The sequence below is a fragment of the Zymomonas mobilis genome (genome assembly GCF_006715975.1).
GTDB classification, from domain to species: domain Bacteria; phylum Pseudomonadota; class Alphaproteobacteria; order Sphingomonadales; family Sphingomonadaceae; genus Zymomonas; species Zymomonas mobilis_B.
In genome coordinates, this window is sequence record NZ_VFOF01000001.1 from 1,551,067 (window position 1) to 1,572,581 (window position 21,515).

At 44.1% G+C, this 21,515-nt stretch carries 18 protein-coding genes and 1 tRNA gene; 7 read left to right on the top strand and 12 right to left on the bottom strand.

Annotated features, from left to right (window positions below; all coding sequences use genetic code 11):
• Positions 1–2 precede the first annotated feature (2 nt).
• Positions 3–893 (bottom strand): hypothetical protein, encoded by an 891-nt coding sequence (locus FBY58_RS06810; RefSeq protein ID WP_141920156.1) that lies wholly within the window; start codon positions 891–893, stop codon positions 3–5.
• Between the two features lie 295 nt (positions 894–1,188).
• On the opposite strand from FBY58_RS06810, the gene FBY58_RS06815 reads away from it, so the two are divergent.
• The gene (locus FBY58_RS06815) at positions 1,189–2,511 is read left to right on the top strand and encodes a lipopolysaccharide biosynthesis protein (RefSeq protein WP_141920158.1); all 1,323 of its coding nucleotides are present in this window, start codon (positions 1,189–1,191) and stop codon (positions 2,509–2,511) included.
• A gap of 368 nt (positions 2,512–2,879) precedes the next feature.
• On the opposite strand, the gene glyS is transcribed toward FBY58_RS06815, so the two are convergent.
• Complete coding sequence (glyS, locus tag FBY58_RS06820) at positions 2,880–4,928, bottom strand: glycine--tRNA ligase subunit beta (protein ID WP_141920160.1); 2,049 nt, start codon at positions 4,926–4,928, stop codon at positions 2,880–2,882.
• Between the two features lie 3 nt (positions 4,929–4,931).
• On the bottom strand, positions 4,932–5,804 hold the full coding sequence (locus FBY58_RS06825) for a glycine--tRNA ligase subunit alpha (protein ID WP_141920162.1): 873 nt from the start codon (positions 5,802–5,804) through the stop codon (positions 4,932–4,934).
• 328 nt (positions 5,805–6,132) lie between these two features.
• On the opposite strand from FBY58_RS06825, the gene FBY58_RS06830 reads away from it, so the two are divergent.
• Positions 6,133–7,170 carry a TraB/GumN family protein gene (locus FBY58_RS06830; RefSeq protein WP_141920164.1) on the top strand — a complete coding sequence of 346 codons (1,038 nt, stop codon included), beginning with the start codon at positions 6,133–6,135 and terminating at the stop codon, positions 7,168–7,170.
• A 180-nt stretch (positions 7,171–7,350) separates the two neighbouring features.
• On the opposite strand, the gene FBY58_RS06835 is transcribed toward FBY58_RS06830, so the two are convergent.
• The 3 genes from FBY58_RS06835 to FBY58_RS06845 all read right to left on the bottom strand — a co-directional run bounded on the left by FBY58_RS06835 (position 7,351) and on the right by FBY58_RS06845 (position 9,715).
• Positions 7,351–7,427 (bottom strand) — tRNA-Pro (locus FBY58_RS06835).
• Positions 7,428–7,481: 54 nt separating this feature from the next.
• Positions 7,482–7,865: a hypothetical protein gene (locus FBY58_RS06840; protein ID WP_260432134.1), complete on the bottom strand. Its 384-nt coding sequence runs from the start codon at positions 7,863–7,865 to the stop codon at positions 7,482–7,484.
• A 338-nt stretch (positions 7,866–8,203) separates the two neighbouring features.
• Complete coding sequence (locus FBY58_RS06845) at positions 8,204–9,715, bottom strand: mannitol dehydrogenase family protein (RefSeq protein WP_141920167.1); 1,512 nt, start codon at positions 9,713–9,715, stop codon at positions 8,204–8,206.
• Positions 9,716–10,241: 526 nt separating this feature from the next.
• Between FBY58_RS06845 and FBY58_RS06850 the strand changes: the two genes are divergently transcribed.
• Positions 10,242–11,654, top strand: coding sequence for a deoxyribodipyrimidine photo-lyase (locus FBY58_RS06850; protein ID WP_260432135.1), 1,413 nt, complete (start codon positions 10,242–10,244; stop codon positions 11,652–11,654).
• A 111-nt stretch (positions 11,655–11,765) separates the two neighbouring features.
• Here the strand turns inward: FBY58_RS06850 and FBY58_RS06855 are convergent, their stop codons facing one another.
• Both FBY58_RS06855 and FBY58_RS06860 read right to left on the bottom strand, forming a co-directional pair.
• Positions 11,766–12,860 carry a purine nucleoside permease gene (locus FBY58_RS06855; protein WP_260432136.1) on the bottom strand — a complete coding sequence of 365 codons (1,095 nt, stop codon included), beginning with the start codon at positions 12,858–12,860 and terminating at the stop codon, positions 11,766–11,768.
• Positions 12,861–13,025: 165 nt separating this feature from the next.
• A complete protein-coding gene (locus FBY58_RS06860; protein ID WP_141920168.1) occupies positions 13,026–14,198 on the bottom strand; it encodes an MFS transporter in 1,173 nt (390 codons plus the stop codon).
• Between the two features lie 245 nt (positions 14,199–14,443).
• On the opposite strand from FBY58_RS06860, the gene FBY58_RS06865 reads away from it, so the two are divergent.
• The 4 genes from FBY58_RS06865 to FBY58_RS06875 all read left to right on the top strand — a co-directional run bounded on the left by FBY58_RS06865 (position 14,444) and on the right by FBY58_RS06875 (position 17,496).
• On the top strand, positions 14,444–15,055 hold the full coding sequence (locus FBY58_RS06865) for a recombinase family protein (RefSeq protein WP_141920170.1): 612 nt from the start codon (positions 14,444–14,446) through the stop codon (positions 15,053–15,055).
• 267 nt (positions 15,056–15,322) lie between these two features.
• On the top strand, positions 15,323–15,931 hold the full coding sequence (locus tag FBY58_RS06870) for a LysE family translocator (protein WP_141920171.1): 609 nt from the start codon (positions 15,323–15,325) through the stop codon (positions 15,929–15,931).
• Between the two features lie 291 nt (positions 15,932–16,222).
• On the top strand, positions 16,223–16,870 hold the full coding sequence (locus FBY58_RS09635; RefSeq protein ID WP_409373538.1) for an MFS transporter: 648 nt from the start codon (positions 16,223–16,225) through the stop codon (positions 16,868–16,870).
• On the top strand, positions 16,753–17,496 hold the full coding sequence (locus FBY58_RS06875; protein WP_409373539.1) for an MFS transporter: 744 nt from the start codon (positions 16,753–16,755) through the stop codon (positions 17,494–17,496). Before FBY58_RS09635 ends, FBY58_RS06875 begins: the two co-directional genes overlap by 118 nt.
• A 117-nt stretch (positions 17,497–17,613) precedes the next feature.
• Here the strand turns inward: FBY58_RS06875 and FBY58_RS09545 are convergent, their stop codons facing one another.
• The 4 genes from FBY58_RS09545 to urtE all read right to left on the bottom strand — a co-directional run bounded on the left by FBY58_RS09545 (position 17,614) and on the right by urtE (position 21,468).
• Complete coding sequence (locus FBY58_RS09545) at positions 17,614–17,751, bottom strand: hypothetical protein (RefSeq protein WP_260432139.1); 138 nt, start codon at positions 17,749–17,751, stop codon at positions 17,614–17,616.
• A 332-nt stretch (positions 17,752–18,083) separates the two neighbouring features.
• Positions 18,084–19,412, bottom strand: coding sequence for an amino acid permease (locus tag FBY58_RS06885; RefSeq protein WP_141920175.1), 1,329 nt, complete (start codon positions 19,410–19,412; stop codon positions 18,084–18,086).
• A gap of 402 nt (positions 19,413–19,814) precedes the next feature.
• On the bottom strand, positions 19,815–20,660 hold the full coding sequence (locus FBY58_RS06890; RefSeq protein WP_185738180.1) for a HoxN/HupN/NixA family nickel/cobalt transporter: 846 nt from the start codon (positions 20,658–20,660) through the stop codon (positions 19,815–19,817).
• A 112-nt stretch (positions 20,661–20,772) separates the two neighbouring features.
• On the bottom strand, positions 20,773–21,468 hold the full coding sequence (gene urtE / locus FBY58_RS06895) for an urea ABC transporter ATP-binding subunit UrtE (protein WP_141920179.1): 696 nt from the start codon (positions 21,466–21,468) through the stop codon (positions 20,773–20,775).
• Between the last annotated feature and the right edge of the window lie 47 nt (positions 21,469–21,515).

The following is a 21,515-nucleotide window of genomic DNA, read 5'->3' on the forward strand; positions in this document are numbered from 1 at the left end:
GGTTATTTTTTGAATTCTCTTATAATTTGGAGCCACACGCCTTTTACGGAAAGATCGGTTTTCTTTGCATCGATAATGGTCATATCGCCCACAGCCGACAGCGTATGCATGCCTTCAACATAGGGCGCTAACGAAGGCGGTATCTCGATCTGTTCGCCAACCGAACAAGTGATTAAATCAGGGTTTAAGTTATCGAATAACAACGGTCTGATCGCGAGACCATATGTTGAGGTGCAATCCTGAACGGGTAGTGTGAGGCCATTGGGGACGATAACAGGCGTTCCACCCGGACGGCTATGCCCGGCCCCTTCTATCACAGGGTTGTTTTTATAAAGCGTCCATTTACCGGTGATTTGGTCGGCATAAGCGGCATGTAATTCCTGCTTCTTCTGTGATTTTCCATTGGCCGACATATAGAATAGCAACCAGAGGCCATTATAAAAAACAGGGGTCGCGTCGATAGCGACATCACCGCCTAAATCGATATCTGAAATTTTTTCCCATTGGTCTGGAAAGGATACTGCCCGATAGAGGGTTAGTTTGCCGTTACGCGATGCCTCGGGCAGCATGTAGATTTCATTGTTGTCTTCAAAGACATAGGGGTATGACAAATGCCATGCCTCTGAAAGCACGGTTTTACGAGAAAGAAGCTTTAAATTTTTATCAAAGCATTGGCATTCAATAATGCCTTTTCTGGTTCGGTAATCGTAATATTCCGCAAATATATAAAAGAGGCCATTTTTTTCTATTCCGAATGGATCCGCCAAAAAACAGTAGAAATCTAAATTACGGGTTATGTCGATTATCTCACCCGTAATTTTGCCAAATTGAAGAATATCGGCGACGGGTTGTCTTACAAGGAAAGTTTTCCAGAGGTCTTTTCGGATACCCATTAACTGACTTTCTTCGGATTATTTTAAAAGGCGCGTCTTGATGAGCGCTAAGATATCGGCAATCCATAAAGAAGGAAATAAGATTATCTATTTACTCTATCAAAGGATCCAGAGGGAGACGGTTATTAACAATATTAGATATTGCTTATAAAACAGTCTTCTTTAAAAGACAGATTATAAAATATCGCTATAGAATTGTGATAAGGCTCTGCCGACTGTTTTTTACATTATAATCGCATAAATCATCAGAATTTTTATTCCATCGCTGCTATCCAGTGATGTCTGCTTGGATGTCATGCCCAAAAAATCTCAATCTGTCTTTTCCCGTATCATCAGTAATACAGGCATCCTGATTGTAGGCCGTGTTCTGAATGCTATATGCAGCTTTGTCTATGTTGCATGGACATCCCAAGCATTGGGATTGAATATCTTTGGCGTGATGCTTTTGATTACGACTTTTGCAACCCTGATTTCGGATATTACCCGTTTTCAGTCATGGCAGACCTTGGTGCATTATGGTTCAAAGCCGTTTCAAGAAAAGCAGTTCGATCAATTCGATGATATTCTGGCCTTCTGTGTTAGAGCCGATTTTTTAAGCGCTGCCTTTGGCATGTTCGTTGGCTTATCCGGCATCCTCATTTTGGGTACTTCGACCTTAGGATGGCCAACGGCCGTTAAACCGGATGCCTTGCTTTGTATGTTGATTATACTTTTTATGAATATTGGTTGGTCAACAGGCATGTTGCGTCTGTGTAACCGTTTTAAACTAGTGACGGTCTATGAATTTATTACCACCTGCGTCCGAACGGGTGGTTGTGGCATAGGCTATCTGCTTCATATGAAATTGGGCTATTTTCTGTTTGTTTGGTGCATGACCCAATTCACGCTTTTCGTGACATGCAGTTGTGCTGGTCTTTATCTGTTGTACCAGCATACTGGACGGACGTTACCGATAAGAAAAATTTTCACATTTGTAACCCCGATAAAAGGTATGTGGCAGTTCACATTAAGTGTGAGCTTTAATCAGATTTTGGATTCCGTTTTTCAGCAAGGTGGCACCCTAGCAATTGGGAGTTCTTTGGGCGCCGGAGAAGCCGCTGTCTATCGGGTTGCACGGCAGATCAGTAATGGCCTGTCAAAACCGGCACAGATGATTATTCCAACGTTATATCCAGAATTTATTCGTTTTCGGGATAAAGGCGATTGGCAAGGTATGCGCCTTGTAACCCTGAAAATATTCGGTCTGGTTTTAGCCTTTTCTCTTCTGGTGTTTTTCCTGACACTTTTGGTTGGTGAGCGCCTGTTTACCTATATGCTGCATTATAGTTGGCCGGGTGAAAAAACCATTCTTGTGCTGCTGGTTTGTAGTGCCTTGTTCGATATCTGTCTGGTTCCGATTGAGCCGCTGTTAACTGTGATGAAACGGATCTCGTTTGTATTAAAAACGCGGATATCGATTATCGCCTGCTATTTTCTATTTTTATACGGGCTGATGCATATTGCAGGGATTAATGGCGCCGCTCTTTCAAGTGTGATTACGTCATTTTTGATGCTGGCGATTTGTGCCATCCCTGTTGTCAGATGGTTTACACGCTCAAAGGCAGAAGAAAGTGAATAGAAATTCGCCTCTTAGCAGATTTCGTTTTCTTTTTATTTTATAGATATTAACGAAATTTCTTATAATAGTTATTATATAACAATATTGAAGAATATATAGTAATAGATTTTAATCCAAGAAATGACAGCATATTCATTTTATTGAAGGTTATAAATCAAAGACATTTTTTAGAATAAAACAAATCTTTAAATAATTTTTTTGTTTTTGGAATATAAATTTTAGCCAAAATAGTATTTTTATTATTTTTTGAAAAATAATGTTATTTTTATATGTGGAAATTTTTCTTTTGGATTTGTCATTATTATACATAAAAAAAGGCGGCTCAAAATTATGAACCGCCTTTCCTTAATGCGTAAGCTCTATTGTATTTAGCGTTTACGCTCCGAAGCTTCAATAGTTAAAGCTTCAACAACTGAAAAATCAGCAACCCGATGCATCGCGATGCGAATTTGTTCCAATAAAGCCAAACGACGTGACCGAATGCCGAGGTTATCGTGATTAACGATGACCTGATCAAAGAACTGATCAATCGGCTGACGAAGGCTGGCTAATGACGTCATAGCAGCAGCATAATCTTCAGCTTTTAAAGCCTGTTCCAGCGGAGCTTCGATCGCTTGAAGGGCGTTTTGTAAATCCTGTTCAGGCTGTTCGATATCATCCTGACTGATTTCAGCCTGTCCAGAAGTTTGGCTGCCCTTTAGAATATTTACTGCCCGACGATAACCGGCCAAAAGATCGCGGCCATCTTCGCTTTCAATGAAGCTTTGCAAGGCCTGAACCCGTGCCAGAAGACGGATAATATCGTCTTCATAACCGAGTGCTAGCACAGCATCAATCAGATCATAACGGATACCGGCTTCACGCTGTTGCACCTTCAATCGCTCGGTAATGAAGGCTAACAGGCTTTCAATTTGATCCCCTGCCCCAGCTTTTTCAAATAAAGGCGTTAAAGGCAGGCGCAATTGATGCGCAATGATGGTCTGGATAATCTGCACAGCCGCACGACGAAGCGCGAAAGGATCTTTTGAACCCGTTGGACGGATATTGCGGACAAAGAAACAAGCGAGACTGTCAATGCGGTCAGCCAGAGAGACCGCCGCCGAGACACCAGCACCGGCTTCAGCCTGATATTGGCCATCGATAGCAGAAATAACCGCAGGATCTTCGTTACCGGCTTTAGCGTAATAGCCACCCATCACGCCCTGTAATTCAGGGAATTCACCAACCATATTGCTGGCAAGGTCAGCTTTGGCGAGAAGTCCTGCCCGTTCGGCCTGTTTTCTGTCGGTACCAATCTGATCAGCAATATAGCCAGACAAATGGGCGATCCGTTTGGCTTTATCGCCAACCGATCCCATGCCTTCATAGAACAGGACGGAATCCAGTCGAGGAAGCCAGTTTTCGAGCGGAATTTTTAAATCTTGTTCCCAGAAGAAACGGGCATCTGCCAAACGGGCAGACAGCACCTTTTCATTCCCTTGGATGATTTCTTTACCGCCATCCTGTGCTTCCATATCGGCAACACAGATGAAGACCGCCGCCAGATTTCCAGAGGAATCGGTGCAGGCGAAATATTTCTGGTTCGTCCGCATCGTCAACTGAATGACTTCTCTTGGCACGGCGAGATAGGATTCATCAAAGCGACCCAAAAGCGGCACTGGCCATTCGGTTAAACCCGCATTTTCCTGTGCCAAGGCAGCATCTTCGATCAGGGTTAAGCCTGCTTTTTTAGCTGCTTTTCTTGCCTGATCGGTAATTTTGTGCACCCGCGTATCGAAATCTATCATCACATGGGCGGATGCCATTTTTTCAGGATAGTCTGAAGCTTTGGTAATCGTAACCATTTCAGGGTAATGGAAAGGATGACCTTTCGTTTCGTTACCTGAAATAATGCCGTCCAGATCAACAGGCACAAGCTGTTCATCAATAAGGGCGATGATGCCTTTTAACGGTCTGACCCAGCGCAAGGATTCGCTGCTGGCCGAGAAATTGCCCCAGCGCATTGATTTTGGCCAAGGGAAAGTTCGGATAATCGCCGGAATTGCTTCACCCAGCAAGGCAATCAGCGTCTGCCCCGGTTTTTCGATATGGGCATAGAAGAAATTGCCTTTAGGCGTTTCACGTAATTCCAGTTGTTCTTTGGTAAGACCGGTTGAACGTAAGAAACCTTCCAAGGCCTTTTCAGGCGCATCGGCACGAGGCCCACGCCGTTCTTCTTGAACGGCTTCTGTTTTTTCTGGCAAGTCGCGCATCAACAGAGCGATGCGGCGTGGCGTTGCATATTTTTCGATTTTGGCAGGTTTGATACCGGCGTCTTTCAGCTTTGCTGAAAGCAATTCAGCCAGCTTTTCAACTGCCATTTTTTGCAAACCGGCCGGAATTTCTTCGGAACGGAGCTCAAGCAGAAAATCAGCCATCGTTTATGCCTCCCATCCGTTATAGGTCATCCATGCCGCCGCGACTGCTTTGGTTAATTCCCGCACGCGACCGATATAGGCCTGCCGTTCGGTGACAGAAATCATGCCGCGAGATTGCAGCAAGTTAAAGATATGGCTGGCTTTGATCGCCTGATCATAGGCCGGTAAAGGCAACGGTTTGTCCCGTTCCAGAAGGGCTTTACATTCCTGTGAAGCTTCTTTGAACCAGCGGAACAGCGTTTCGGTATTGGCTGCTTCGAAATTATACGCTGAAAACTGGCGCTCATTTTCGAGAAAAACATCGCCATAGCTGACACCCGCATCATTGAAGCGGAGATCATAGACGTTATCAACGCCCTGAATATACATCGCCAGTCTTTCAAGACCGTAGGTGATCTCGCCAGAAACAGGTTTACAATCGAAGCCGCCGATTTGCTGGAAATAAGTGAACTGCGTCACTTCCATGCCATCGCACCAGACTTCCCAACCCAGTCCCCATGCACCCAAAGTCGGGCTTTCCCAGTCATCTTCAACAAAGCGGATATCGTGGCGACCAAGGTCGATCCCGATGGCTTCCAATGAACCAAGATAAAGCGCCTGAATATTATCAGGGGAAGGTTTTAAGATAACCTGATACTGATAATAATGGCAAAGTCGGTTCGGGTTTTCCCCATAACGCCCATCTGCCGGACGACGGCAAGGCTGGACATAAGCCGCTTTCCACGGATTGGGGCCAAGGGCTTTCAGGCTGGTGGCCGGATGAAAGGTTCCCGCCCCCATTTCCATATCATAAGGTTGTAAAATGACGCATCCTTGCTTGCTCCAGTAATCATGGAGTTTCAGGATGAGGGCTTGGAAGGACAGACTATCTGGCATTTTTCCTCGAATGTTGCCCGTGGCAACAGGGACAAATCTGTGCCGGATATACCGGCGAAAAGAACACTCTATTCCATTTTTCCGACAGGAAAAAAGAACTTTTACGCTCTAACCAGTAACAAAGCAGAATTGAAGCCTATTCCGTTAAAAATCTGTTTTTCCCTGCTTTTGAAAAAGAAAAACAGCGTCAAATACGCGCTTTCGGTTTTCCTGTCGGGTGATTTATCGGGCAGAATAGCGTAGAAATCGAAAATATTATTTCTCTGCCCCTTGCCATACAGGGTAGCGCAAGCAAGAAGAGTTTTAAAAAGCGTAGCAGGAGAAGATTATGATAACGCCGATAATATCTTGCATCGGGATACTCTCGGCTTTGTTAGCTGCCTCGGCGCATCCGCAACCGCATAGAATACAAGCGGCCAGTCGGGTGAAGAAAATATCATCGGCAAAAACACCCGCTAAGAAACCGGTAGCGGTTGTGGCCAAGGGAAAACTGCCTGCGCCCGCCAATAACAATCATCCTGAAAATACGCCTACCGCTGCAACGTCATCTGTTGTTGTCGATGCCCATCCCGCATTATGGATGATTCATAAAAACAATACGACGATTTATCTTTTTGGCACCATCCATATGCTTGACCCGCGTTATAGTTGGTTCAATCATCATGTTCGTGAAGCGTTTGAACAGTCATCAGAATTGGTTATCGAGACCAAGGCACCGCCAGCCGATCAAGTTCAGGCAATTGTTTCCGAATTGGCGACCGATAAATCGGGTTTACCGCTTGAGAAAAGATTGCCGCCAGCGTTAAATCGGCGTGTTCAAGCTGAATTGACCCGTTTCCATATGCCGAAAAACAGCATGGATCATTTTTCACCATGGTTTGTGGCAGTCACCCTGACTCTGCTTCATTATCAAAAAAGTGGTATTAAAACGATGGCCGGTGTCGAACCGGTCCTGATTTCACAGGCGCAAAGTGAAGCCAAAAATATTGGTGAATTAGAAGATTTTAAGCAGCAGCTTTCTTTCTTGTCTAATTTGTCTTCAGCCGATCAGATATCTTTTCTTCAATCTAGTTTAGAAGAAGACGAGCAAAGCTCTTTCATTATCCGCTTGTTGATAAAGGCATGGGCTTCGGGAGATGAAGACCGGTTAGCTAATATGGTGAACCAGACTTTAGGACAGATTCCGCATTTACAGACAATTCTTGTCGAGAACCGGAATCGGAGATGGGCAGACTGGATCGAAAATAGACTTAAAACGCCTGGCACTGTCTTTATGGCTGTCGGTGCGGGGCATCTGGGCGGTAATTATAGTTTGAGAAAAATTTTAGCAGAGCGCCAGATTTACGCTGTCAGAATTGCCAATTAGCTTTCGCTAGGATGGCAGTTTATTTAAGCTATAGATTAAAGATAGTTGAAGGTAACGGCTCAAGAAGACCGGTTACGGTTCAGAGAACAATGAATTAAATGGGATGTTTCATCGGTTTTAGCGAATAAAGCATTTGAAAAGATGCTATCGCTTATTTGAAAAAATACCGATGTAAAGAGATGGTCGGGGAGACAGGATTCGAACCTGCGACCCTCTGCTCCCAAAGCAGATGCGCTACCAGGCTGCGCTACTCCCCGATCGCTGTCCTCCTTAATGAGTTTTATCCGATAGTCAATCAGAAATGTAGAGAATTACTCAGAAAGAAGCAAAGAATGCATTCTTTTTATGTCTCTTTCTATCGCAGAGGCGAGACTTCCGGCGGCTAAGGCGGGTGATGCGCCTGCCTGACGGGCTTTAATCAGCACTTCCACACCGGCTTGTGCCATATTCAAACATTCATCCAACAATATTTTAGCCTGATAGGTCAATAAAGCCGGAGCCTTTTTATAGGCCTGATTTAGCTGATAAATCTGATCATCGGAAAAAATTTCGGTTTTATAAGGTTCAAACTGCCCTGCTGGATTGTGAGCGGCCTGACTAGCCTGCTTTTCTTGGCACCATTCCTGCAAAAAATCGGCAATATACTGTATCTGTTGAAGGCTTGTTCCGATATCAAAAGTAATTTTATCAGTCACCGACACAGCTTCTATTCCTGTTCTGGCACCATAACAGAGGGGTCAAAATATGATCTTGCCTTCTTCGCTATCATATATTTACCTGTGCCGATATCGTAAACATATCGACTTCTGATATGATAATTAACCATTTCCTTTCCGAAGAAAGAGCATTTTGACATATCGGAGCCAAGACTTTCGATAAGTTGAAAGATCAAGGAGGCTTATGCGTTTGCGTTAAAAGCAAAGGGTGCCTGATAGACACCCTTCCCTTTTGGATAATAGCTTTTGAAACATAGCCATCCGAAAAAGTCATCTTCTAGAATGGCTATATTATTAAAGGTAGAATTTACCTTAGCTTAAAGATTTTTGAGTGCGCCGAGTACGCCTTGGGGTTTGAGCAAGGATACAGCGTAATCAAAAGCTTTGACGAAAGCTTCGTTGTCGGCCAGCGACAAAGATTCCAGAATACGACAGCTAAGAAAGCCCTCTGTATTTTCACTGCCCCATTCTGCGCGCTCTTCTTTCGAAATATGCGGTTCAATGGGCGTGAATTTGTTACCTTTGTCATCAACGCCGCGAAGATAGCGACGAAAACAAGCAAGAATAAAGGCCATGCGCCGCAAATCACGACTGCTGGTATCTTCATCTTCGGTATGTTCATTGATAGTCGGCAATAAAAATGTCGGCAATTTATTGGCACTGTCACCGGCAATGCGCACCAGCTGATCTTTCAAGGCTGGATTGCTGAAACGGCTCAACACCATATCACGATAATCGGTGAGTGAAATACCGTCAGGCCCCTTTATTACCGGAATAACGTCCTTGGTTACGAAGTCATAAACCAAGCGATGAATATCGGGATCGTCCAAGGCTTCATGGACATATTCATAACCAGCGATAACACCTGGTAAAGCAATCGCGGTATGGGATGCATTGAGCATCCGACCCTTCATATGTTCGTAAGGGGCTACATTTTTAGTAAATTCTGCACCGACCTTTTCAAAAGGAGGGCGGCCATTACAGAATTCATCCTTGATTACCCATTGAGAAAAATTTTCGGCAATAACAGGCGTTTGGTCGTCAATGCCGGTAAGTTTTCTGACGGCATCAGCTTCTTCATCCGTGACGGTTGGGGCAATCCGGTCAACCATACTGTTTGGAAAGCTTACATTTTTTTCGATCCATTCGGCTAATTCTGGATCGCGTAATTTGGCAAAGCTGATAACTGCCTGTTTAGCAACGTCACCATTCCCCCGCTGGTTATCACAAGAAAACACTGTAAAGGGCTTGGTGCCAGCCTGACGGCGTTGTGCCAAAGCTTCGACAATATAGCCGAATGTATCCTTCGGATGCTGTGGGTCTTTCAAATCCGTCTGAACATCTTCGGCATCAGACTGAAAATTACCTTCGCTATCGAGATGATAGCCCCCTTCGGTAATGGTCAAAGAAACGATACGAATAGCAGGATCGACCAGCATTTTCATCGTTACTTCGGGATTTTCAGGAGCGTGAAGATATTGGATGATCGAACCGATAACGCGCGCAGAAGGCTTTCCTTTGGCATCGTATTCAGTCAGCGTATAAAGGCAATCCTGATCCTTCATTGCTTTGGCTTTTGCCTTTGAAGAAGGACGATCGCCCAAGCTGATACCGACGATGCCCCAGCTTTCATTGCCTGGAATAGCCAGACAATCATCAATATAGCGCGCCTGATGAGCGCGATGGAAGTTACCAACGCCGATATGGGCAATACCCGGTGTCACTTTTGATCGGTCGTATTGGAAAATTTTTACTCGTTTGGGATCGAGATTTGCCAGTGCTTTTTTGTTAAGCTTTGTCGCTTCTTTTGATTGAGCGGTTGCTGTCATAATCTGTCTCCTTGAAAATTTGTTCAGGCGCACAAAAGCGCGTACATTTATCCTTCTATTAAGAACCTGAAATTATGGCCGGACATATTGTTCTGGATAGAAATAAACTAGAACCTATATAATATAAAAAATCTTAAAAATCCATAATGGCTTCATAAAAATTTTATGGAGAAAAATTTTAATTAAAATTTTGAAAAATTAGGCATATATTTAAGTAATATAATAGCTATATATTCAAATATACTTTATTATTATTTATATATATTTATTTTTTTAAATTATCAAAAATTTAGCTTTAAATGTAAAATTATAAATAATAAAAACTTTAAAAATTTGAGTTAAAATTTGTTTTTTATTTATTGTTAAGAAAAAATATTGGCAATTTTTTAGAAAAACTGACCAAAGAAAATAGTAGGATTCCCAAAAAACACCAAAAAGCTTGGGCTATCAGCCTTAGCAGCGACTGCATTATTCTTCAAATTCAAAGTGATTGCGTCTTTTCCCTGTGAACCGAGTTTACGTCTATATGATAAATGATGCCCGCCCTGCTTTAATATGGTTTCGCCATGATCTCCGTTTGCATGATAATGCGGCTTTGACCGCGGCCGTCCAAAGCGGATGCCCTTTGATCTGTTTTTACATAGATGAAAGGCCTTCGGGAAAGCTGGTAACGGCAGCCGATTGGTGGGTTAATGAAAGCCTTCAAGCTTTACATCGGCAGTTGAAGGATCAAGGGGGTGCGCTGCATCTTTTTCGGGGTGACGCTAAAGAAATTTTACCTGAAATTGTGAAGCAAGTTGATGCGAGCAAGCTTTTTTGGAATAGGCGCTATGACCACGCAGGAAAAGAAACCGATCAAGCTTTGAAACAAGCTATTAAGGCTACCGGGATTGATGTCCATAGCTTTCCTAATAACCTTTTACATGAGCCTTGGGTTATCAAAAATAAAAGTGGCCAAAGTTTTAAGCTTTTTTCGGCTTATTGGCGCGCGGTTCAACGGGATACGGTTATTCCTAAACCATTGCCCTGCCCTGAAAAATGGGTCTTTTCAGAAAAGGATATCAGCCATTGTTTCGGCTATAGCGAGATAGCTTTATTAGAAAAAGAAGCGAAAAAAACGACTTGGGCGAATAAATTGAAAGCAGAGCATAGCTTTGGCGAAGGCGGAGCCCATCATCGGCTAAAAGAATTCATCGAAAACGACATCGCGCATTATACCAAGGAAAGAGATTTTCCGGCTAAAAATAGGACATCTTTGCTATCGGCTTTTTTGAGAACAGGGCAAGTTTCTTCCAGACAAATATGGCATGAAGTGACTGAAAATTGTTCAGGCGAAGGGGCTAGTAAATTTTTGGCGGAACTCTGCTGGAGAGATTTTGCTTGGTCGTTATTATGGGATTATCCTGATTTAGGGCAGCAGAATTTACGCCCAGAATTTAATAAGATGCCGTGGCGTCATGATCCAGACGATCTTCAACGCTGGAAGGAAGGTAAAACTGGATATCCCTTTATTGATGCGGGTATGCGCGCCTTATGGCAAACAGGCCTGATGCCTAATCGTTTACGAATGGTGGTTGCCTCTTTTCTGGTGAAGCATCTTTTGATCGATTGGCGCGAAGGTGAAAAATGGTTTGCCCAGACTTTGATAGATTACGATCTCGCTTCCAACGCCATGAATTGGCAGTGGGTGGCTGGAAGTGGCGTAGAATCTGCGCCTTATTTTCGGATTATGAACCCTATTCTGCAATCGCAGAAATTTGACCAAAAAGGCCTTTATATTCGACAATGGGTAGAAGAATTGGCGCAGGTTTCAGAAGATTTCATTCACACGCCTTGGCAAGCCAACAAGCAGCCGATGGGTTATCCTTTGCCTATTATCGCCCATGCAAAAGGTCGAGATAGAGCCTTGGCTGCATGGAAAGATATTCGGAACGCGTAAAGTACAAGTATAGGATCGCATTTTTGTCGAGAGATAGTCAGCAAAAAATGAATACTGACTATCTCAAAAACCAGATAATATTATTTTGAGACGAAAAGCCGGATATCCATTTTATTCAGAAAGTGAAGGGATATGTTCTCGATATTCCTTCCATTTTCTGACAAGCGCGTTGACGACAGGTTCTCCGGCTCTCTCGTTGTTATCAAAGGCGATGACCTGACCGGGTTCTTCGTCACCAATAGACTGTGTAATAGGGACTCCTTTGGGTGGCATGCTAAAATTGCTGCCCGAACGGAGCACCAGAATACGGTTGAGATCAATATAGCCTAGTTCGGCGAGGACACGCATTTCGCGCTGATTAATCTGGCTTTCTTCGTTGGTCATAACGAAGCGCCCCTGCCCTTTTGTCCATAGTTTAACCCAGTTTTCAGCCCATTGGTTGCGCCGATCACCATGCCAGTAACGATGGGCGCCGAGCGTTTCGCCTTCGAGAAGCATGGGTGATTTTTGAGCCAAAGGATAGCCTGTCCATTGTTGTTGCCGTTGACGCGCAATAACCGGATCATCCTTTAAGGCAACATCACGGCTAAGCATATAAGCCCAATGTTCTAATCCGCGATTAAGAGGATAGGCTTTGGTTAATTGAGCAACATCAGTTACCGAACCATAATGATTGGGGTCAACCGGAAGGCTGTTAGGTTTGTCTGCGCCAATGGCATAAAGACCATATGGCCAATCTTTCGGGGTATCACGATCATCAATTTCACGAAGCGCATCGCCATCAACGACCCATCTTGACCATGCAACGCTACCGACTGAAGCGATATTAGGGTTAACGCCGGAAATACCAGTAAAAATCCAATAGGTATGGCGGAGATCAAAGCGTTTATCCAAGGCCAAAGCCGCCAGGTCAGTCACGCCGTCTTTTACAACTAGACCGTAAACACCATCACTGTTTCTGCGGAGAATTTGTGTTGAGATGCCTGCAACCGGAACCTTCTGATCTAGATGCATCCGTTCAACCCAGAATTGATATTCACCTGGCTTATCACCTGTATCAGCACCATTTTCCCAGCCTGCAACCACGATGACTTTGGGTTCGATTTTTTTGATAGCAGTGGCAGCCTTTACCGGAGAGATTAGCCCTATAGCTGTCATGGCCAAAGACATCCCCAAGGCCGCCGCCTTTAATATTTTTTTTCTCATCCCCAGCTTTCATCATGGTTTTGGCTATGCAAAAGGATAGCCGATTTCAGGAAGTTTTATTCTATTATGTATCTTGGTTGAAATATTTATACTGAATTTCGCGCATTAATACAAAAAAATGGGGGTTTTCTTAAGGCAATCTAAGATGGGACAATCCCCAGATGGCTATGGGTTATTTAGCTTTTTCTTATTTTCGCGCGACTGCAAATATCCAGCCAGACACACTAGAATGACGCCGATCGCAACAAAATATGAAGATAAAAGCGGTAAATAGCTATAGGCGGCTGAAGCACCGATTATCAAGCTGCCCGCCCAAGAGCCTATTGCATTACCTAGGTTGAAAGCACTTTGATTGACAGCAGCGGCAATATTCGGGGCAGCTTCGGCACAAGTCACCACATAAGATTGCAAAGGCGCCATAGGGGCATAGATAAAGATCCCCCATAAGAAAAAGAGTAGCGCGGCGCTCCATACATGAAGGCTGGCAGGCACTAATAACAGCTGAATAATGATAGCGATGCCTAGCAGGCCACCACAAGATGGTAGCATCTTCCAATCAGCAAGCCGACCACCCAGAAGATTTCCAAGGCATAATCCGGCACCAATTAATAAAAGAACCAGATCTGTTGCATGAGCAGAGAGAGCTGTTCTGATTTCAAGAAAAGGCGTGATATAAGTGAAAATTCCGAACATACCTGCCGCCGTGCACATCGAAACCAGCATCATGATAATTACCATCGGATGGGTCAAAGAGCGAAATTGATCATAAAGGCGTGGCGCATTTGCCGTCTGCACATCTTGGGGGATAAGGCACCATATGCTTATCCATGCCAAACTACCGACAGCGCTAATCAGCCAGAAAGAAACTCGCCAAGAGGTGAATTGAGCAACCAAGGTTCCAAGAGGCACGCCAAGCACCATGGCCAAGGTCAGCCCGATATAAACGATAGATAAGGCTTCTGCTCTTTTTTGCGGTGGCACGATTTGACAGGCAACAATCGATGCGGCTCCGTAGAAAGTGCCGTGAGATAATGATGTCAAAACACGGCTGGCCATTAAGAGTTGGTAATCTGGCGCCAAGGCGCTGCAGATATTGCCGAGCACAAATATCGCCATCATGAAAAGCAAAGTTTGCCGCCGGGAATATCGATTCGTCATAATCGCCATAAGGGGCGATGCGATCGTAACACCAATGGCATATCCAGAGACAAGCAGCCCTGCTTTTGCAATAGAGACATGCAAATCATGAGACAGTTCGGGCAAAATACCCATGACAATGGTTTCGGTCGTTCCCAAACCAAAAGCGCCAATGGCCAAGGCCAATAATGCAATAGGCAAAGCGCATGTCTCCTTATGAAAACGGCACCCTTTTTGCCGTCTATCAATGCGCTCCCCTCAATCACTTTTTACCAAAAAGCGCAATAAGAAGATGTGCCTTCTATTGGCCTTGTGAGTGTGTGTGATTTCAAAGGCTTTTACGAGGCTTTTTTATCGCATCATCAAGCTTGGCATTATTTGGATGGTAAACCGTGTCGGATTGATTAAACATAGTCATAACACCAAATTCTATAGGATTTTTGTCTATGCTCATTGGCTATATGCGTGTGTCATCAGCTGATGATCGCCAATCTGTTGATTTGCAGCGAGATGCTTTGATTGCCGCAGGCGTTGATGAGCGCCATTTGTTTTTTGATAAAGCCTCTGGCGCACGGGATGATCGCCCAGGGCTGAAAGAATGCCTTGAATATCTGAAACCCGGCGATGAGTTGATTGTTTGGAAACTTGACCGATTGGGAAGATCGCTTCCGCATTTGCTTTCAATTATTACCGACCTGAAAGCGCGCGATATCGCCTTTCATTCGTTAACCGAGCAGATGAATACCAATACGCCCCATGGCGAACTACTTTTCTCGCTATTTGGAGCCTTGGCTCAATATGAACGCGCCCTCACCCGCGAACGCATTATGGCTGGATTGGAAGCGGCGAGAAAACGGGGCCGACGTGGTGGTAGGCCGCCAACGATAGACAAGGAACAGTTGGAACAGATCAAAATTGCATTGGAAAGCGGTGCCAGCAAAGCGTCTGTTTGTCGCAGCTTCAAAATACCCCGTTCGACCTTGATTGATACGCTTAAACGGAGCGGATGGTCGGCTTCATTTCAGAAAGTAAAAGAGCCGAAGAAGTCTAAGAAATAGGACTTATTTTTGCTAAAATGCGTGGAATCGGCATTCTGGATTTTTAGAAATGAATGCCGTTTTTTTGTGAAGACAAAGGCATAGGCAAAGCTGATTTTTGCGGAGCGTATGCTCCGTGTTTGTATCGCGCCTACGCATTTTAGCGCCACCGCGAGGTCGGTTACATCATCACAGCCATAGAAAAAGTAAAAAGCCATTCAAAAGATGTTTCTGTTCATCAGAGGCCAGAATGTTCTATCTCGTGATGCCTTTAAAATAGAATGATCTATGATCTACATAAGGGGGGGCAATGATATCCACCACATTATCTTTTCTGGTTCCGATATTGGCTTTTGGTGCGGCATGGGGGCTGTCTTCGGGATCATCACGGGGTTAAGTGTATGGGGAATAGGCACCATTTTTGGTGTCAGTGCCATTATATCTGCTTCGAAAACAGCTTTTACCGTCATCGAATGGGCAGGTGCGCTTTATCTGGTCTATTTAAGTATCAGGCTAATTTCGCAGTCTATTAGAGGTCTTTCAGTAAAAGAAGCAGCTGAAGCATCAGAGGCCGAGACAAAGACAGATCTAAAAACGCCAGATTCTTTCCGTGAAGGCTTTAAGCGCGGTTCATTGACGACGCTGTTAAACCCATTAGTCGGCGTTTTTGATATGACCGCTTTTCCTAATTTTATTCCGTCCGATCATAATGCGATCACGTATTCTTTTATTCTGGTTATCTCCCAGCTCGTGACAACCTTTTTGTGGTATTCGGCATTGGCAGGTATGGCGCTTTCTTTGGGGCGCTTTTTTTCAAATCCCAAAACGATCCGCATCTTAGATATGATTACTGGGATCTTCTTTTTCTTTTTTGCCGTTAAGCTCGTTCTAAACTAGAGATTTTGATATTGTCTGGTGTTCAATTTGGCACCAGACAGATGATTTTTAGCCGGATGCGTATAGAATAATCAGGCATTGAAAGACTGATTTTATTCCAGTCGTCTTGGCTTTTTATCTTTAAAATATCCTTAAATATGTGCATTAATATATCAATAGAACCTTTTTATTTTAGTATTTTAACTTTTTTCTGTTCGCGAAATGCTGAAAATTGACTTGGGCTATCAATATATTTTTTACTTTTTTTCTATTGCAACTTAACATTTCAAAAAGGCAAGAAGGCATTCACTAGTGTCAAGCAACACAGATCCAACGAATACAGAAAAAGGCGAACAGGCGCTTAACCCAGTTTATCTCCTTGCATGGTTACTCTGTGCGATTTTCTATTTTTATCAATATGCGATCCGTGCCACGCCCGGCATTATGCAGGGTATTTTGACCGAAACATGGGGGCATAATCCTTTAGGCATCATGGTGCCTATTTATTATGTTGCCTATGCCGGAATGGCACTTATTGCTGGTTTTCTTCTTGATCGTTACGGTGCGCATAAAACAATTCCGGCCGGTATTGCACTTGTAACCTTAGGCAGTCTGTTTTTTGCACGCGGTTATGAATGGCTGGCTGTGACCGGTTTTACCTTGCAGGCAGTGGGCTCTATTTTTGCGTTTTTGGGAGCCTCTTATATCGCTGCTCGATATCTGCCTCAAAGAATGTTAGCCATTTTTGTGGGCTTTACGGAATGTCTTGGAATGGCCGGAGCAGCTTTTGGTTCTAAGCTGGTATCGATATTTCTTGATCCAGCAGGCTCTTTTCATTTCCAATGGCAAAAAATCTGGATTGGCTTTGCCATTATTGGCGCAATACTGACAATATCGACCTTTGTGGTGATGCCACAAGGCAAAAAGAGGAAGAACAACAACGTGAAAAGCTTGATCTGACAAGCCTTTTTCAGCCTTTTAAGCTTATTTTTGCCAATCCTCAAAGCTGGTTATCCGGTGTTATTGGGGGCTTGCTTTTTGCCCCGACAACGATCGGTATTTTGGCATGGGGCGCATCATTCTTTTCAAAAGGGCTGCATATCAGCACAGCAAATGCTGCGACTTTAGTATCGATGGTACCTTTGGGATGGGTCATTGGTTGCCCGCTTATCGGCTATATTTCCGATAAAACCGGCTTGCGTCGTCCAGTTTTAATCGGGGGCAGTGGGTTGTTGTTTTTAAGCTATTTTGCCCTACTCTATTTACCCTCTGGTATAGCACCGGCCTATCTTCCGCCTCTTTTGATGGGGGTTGCATCAGGGGCTGCGATGTTACCCTTTTCGGTGATGAAAGAGGTAAATCCACCAGAAGTTAAAGGCACTGCAGCCGGTATTATGAATTTTCTAGTCTTTCTAACCAGCAGTTTGATATCACCAATTATTTCTGGCTTGATTGGAGCGCATAGCCAAAATCCAACATTGGCAGATTTCCATCATGGTTTCATGCCACTGATTGCGGGTGTCGCACTTGCTATTTTCTTAAGCTTTTTTCTACGGGAAACCGGCTGGAAGCAGAGCAAGCAATAAACTTTGCCAAATTATCTAGATTTAGGTCATCATGCTTCTTTTAATATATGCTTTTCATCCGCTAGCCTTGGCCGGTGAAAAGCACGATCAAGATTCGCACAAATACCGTTGTTAGATTTACTCCCCGTCCAGACCATCTTGGCGGCCTTCGGATATCGCGCTAATAATTTTTCGGGCTTTTATATCGCCCAAATTGGCCTGTTTTTGGAGGTCCTGAATATATTTGTTGGTGGGTTTGGGGAGCGTAGCTTTCATGTTGCCGTGACCAAAGAAAGGGATCACAGCAAAGACGGTAATCACAGATATTCTAATAAAAAAATTACGCCGAGAAATCATATAAAAATTCTCATAATATGTAATTTTCTGTAAAATATAGTTAAAATAGGCAGTAATCAAGGAACAACTATATAACTTTATATGAAAATAAAGGCACTAAAATCAATATATTATATTGAATAGCAATCATATGTTTTAAAATAACCTGCTCTTATCAAAAAAGGAGAGGTCGCGCGACGCGCCCTCCCCCATATTGTTGCAAAGTCGTTACTTAGATTGTCTGATTGATATTGATGACAGTATTGTTGTTTTTATAGCCATGTAACAAAGGGCGACAGGCATAAAAGAACACCGATTATAGCAATAAAGACCAGCCCTGCCCCACGATATTTCGTCAATGCCGGTCGTTTCATCACAAGCCATACCGGAATGAGACAACCGATAACCCCGAAAATAGGGCTACAGAAAGTCGTAAAAGACAATACTGGTAGATTAACGATGACAGCGCCCCAAGCCAGAAGAACAGCGAATGCCATGACGCCATATGGCAACCAATTACCTTGCAGTTTTTCAGAAGAAATCCAGCGTGACCAGATGGTCGTAAAAATGCCCACACAGGCTTCCCGAAAACCGAGATAAACCCCAAAAAAGGCCGTCATAACAGCGAAGATATTTAAGATGACGCCGATGATACCAACGGAGCTGGCAGGAAAAATCTGCGCCATAATGGCCAAGGCAGAGATATTCTGCTGATAGGCTGAAACGGCATTTTCATGGCTCATCGCGAGGGTAAAGGATATCGCGTAAAAGAAGACGGTTATAAACAGGATCGCAAAAGCGATATTCATTGCTCGCAAGGCTTTATGACGGGCAATTTCAGGCGATTTTTCACGCGCACGATAAGAAATAACCATCGGGCTTAATGTCTGAAGGAATAAAATAGACGTAAGCGTAAAGGGTAAAGTGATAATCGTTTTTTTGATCAGGCTACTAAAAGACGGAACAGAGCCAAGATTGGCAAAATTCCATTGCGGGATCATAAATAATCCCAAAGCCGCGACGATCAGCAATTTGGTCAGCACCATCACGCCTGATAATTTGAATAGCATTTTTTCGCCGCGAGAAGCCAATGCAACAAGAATGACCATCAAAGCCAGCGGATACCATAAAGTTTGGGATAGCGGTTTATGTGTGACCCCGAAGCTTTGTAAATAAGAGGCACTATCTCGCGTAATTGCCGTGGCATAGATAAACATCCAGATCGTCAGCATCACAAAATAAAGAACGCCAAGGATAAGCCCCCAGCGACGTCCCAAATAGCTGGAAATCATATCAGGATAGGTTTGGCTGACAGTTGCAGAAGCCAGCGTATTAATAAAAAGCCGCTGGAACATATACATACCGGGATAGCCGATAACAGCAGAAAGCAGGAATACCCAGATTCCCATCAAGCCGACCTGAACAGGAAGAAAAACAATCCCTGCTCCAATAGCCATACCGATGCTCATGACGATCCACCCTATATCAGTGCTATCGAAACGTGTAGCGGCGCGCCATTGTTCTTTTGTAAGGGGAGAGGCACCATTATCGGACATATCATGGGTATTATTTGGCTCTGTCCGGTTTAGTTTATGCGACATAACCCTCTCTAAAATATTATGCATTAAATGTGTAATTTTATAATAAATTTTACACACAAGGATATTTTGTAAATATTTGGCCGTATTAAAGTTTATCTTTTGATGATCAACCGGAATATTTTCCTGATCATGGTCATATTTTAAGACAAAAAAGGCGGATGCTTTTGATAAAGCCCCCCCCTTCATCAGAAATCGAGTAGAATATTATCGGATTTTTTACCGAATTATCGACATAAAATCCTTGATAGCGGCATTGAATCGATCTGGAGCCTGAATAAAGACGGCATGGATTGCATCCGGTTATAGCATAAAAGAACAGTCACGGATGTAGTGGAACCAATATTAGAGATGCGGGCTGTTAATTATCTCATCACAATCGTCAGGCGAGAAATGCGCTGGAGATTATTGGGTCGAGAAAGGACGGCCACGTAAGATAAAATATGCCCAGACGAAAATCATGATTGCCGTAAAGCACAAGCCGATATTCAAATGGCTGTAAAAATTTTCGAAGATTTCGGGCATGGCAATTATTTGGGGGAAATATTCATGCGCCATTTCATGGATTTGGATAAAGGCGATCACAAAGGCCATCGATACGGAAAGTAGCGAAATAATCCGGCTATAATCTCTTTTTTGGCAGTTATCGGTTAATCTCTGCTTATAAAGACCCAAGACCAAAATACCATCTGCGGTATCCACAAAAGCCATAGCGATGGTGAAAAGCAGCGGCAGGATCAAAATTTGCCATGCGGCGATTCCTCTGACCGCTTCGGCGGCGGATAGGCTGAGAATGCCGACTTCGGTTGCGGTATCGAAACCCAGACCGAACAGGAAGCCAACGGGATACATATGCCAGCTTTGCCGCACCAAAAGGATAAGAGGCGTCACTAACCTCGTTAGAGGCGGGCTGCTATGATGGTGGTGGGTTGGGATACCTTTTTTTTGTTTCAGCCAATTAAGGCCATTCACTATCGCCATAAAAAGTAGGAAAGAGATAGAAACAAAGCTGCCAATCAGAGATAGAATAGGGCTGTAATGCTGGAACAAATGCCAGACGGTTTTATTCGCGATAACAATCAGGCAGCAGGCGATAATCACCACAGTTGAATGACCAAGAGAGAAAAATAGCCCAAGGCTGGGTAGGCTTTTATTCTGGGAGAAAGCCGCCCTTGTGGCGTTGTCAATCGCCGCTAAATGGTCGGCATCGAGCGCATGACGCAAGCCCAAGCTATAGGCGAGCGCTGCCATGCCTAATAAAGCAGGTTTATGGCAAAAGACAAAATAAGCTAGCCCCCAGATCAGGATGTTTCCGATAGCGAGGGCGGGTAATAGTAGTCGGGCTTTTTGATTGGGGGATGATTTAGATCGAAATATAGGAACGGATCTTGTCTTCTTCAAATTCATTGATCCCCCCTGCCATAGCGATATGCCCGCGATCCATTACCACGATGGATTGCGCCAGAGCATAAGCAAAATCAAAATATTGTTCTACCAACAGAATGGCCATGTCTCCGCGATTACGCAATAAGGCGATGACGGAACCGATATCTTTAATAATGCTGGGCTGGATACCTTCTGTCGGTTCATCCAAGACCAAAAGACGCGGGCGAATAACCAAAGCGCGGGCAATAGCGAGTTGTTGTTGTTGTCCGCCGGAAAGATCGCCTCCACGGCGGTGCATCATTTGAGCAAGGACAGGAAAAAGGTCGAAAATCTCGTCCGAAATTTTCCGTTCATGGCGAGGTAAAAGACCAAGGCCGGTTTCCAGATTTTCTTTGACAGTCAGAAGCGGGAAGATATCCCTGCCCTGTGGCACCGTGGCGATGCCTCTTCTGGCTCTTTCATAGGCGGGTAAGCGGGTGATATCCTCCCCTTCCCAGAGTATCCGACCGGAAGTGACCGCATGCATCCCCGTGATAGCGCGAAGCAGGCTGGTTTTTCCGACCCCGTTTCGCCCCAATATACAGGTAGCTTCCCCAATAGATGCCTGACAAGAAACCCCGCGCAAGGCGACGGCCGCACCGTAATGAAGACGGACATCTTCTACTTTTAGCATATCATATCCTTTGCATCGGAAAATCAGGCATAGTCTGGAAAACAGGT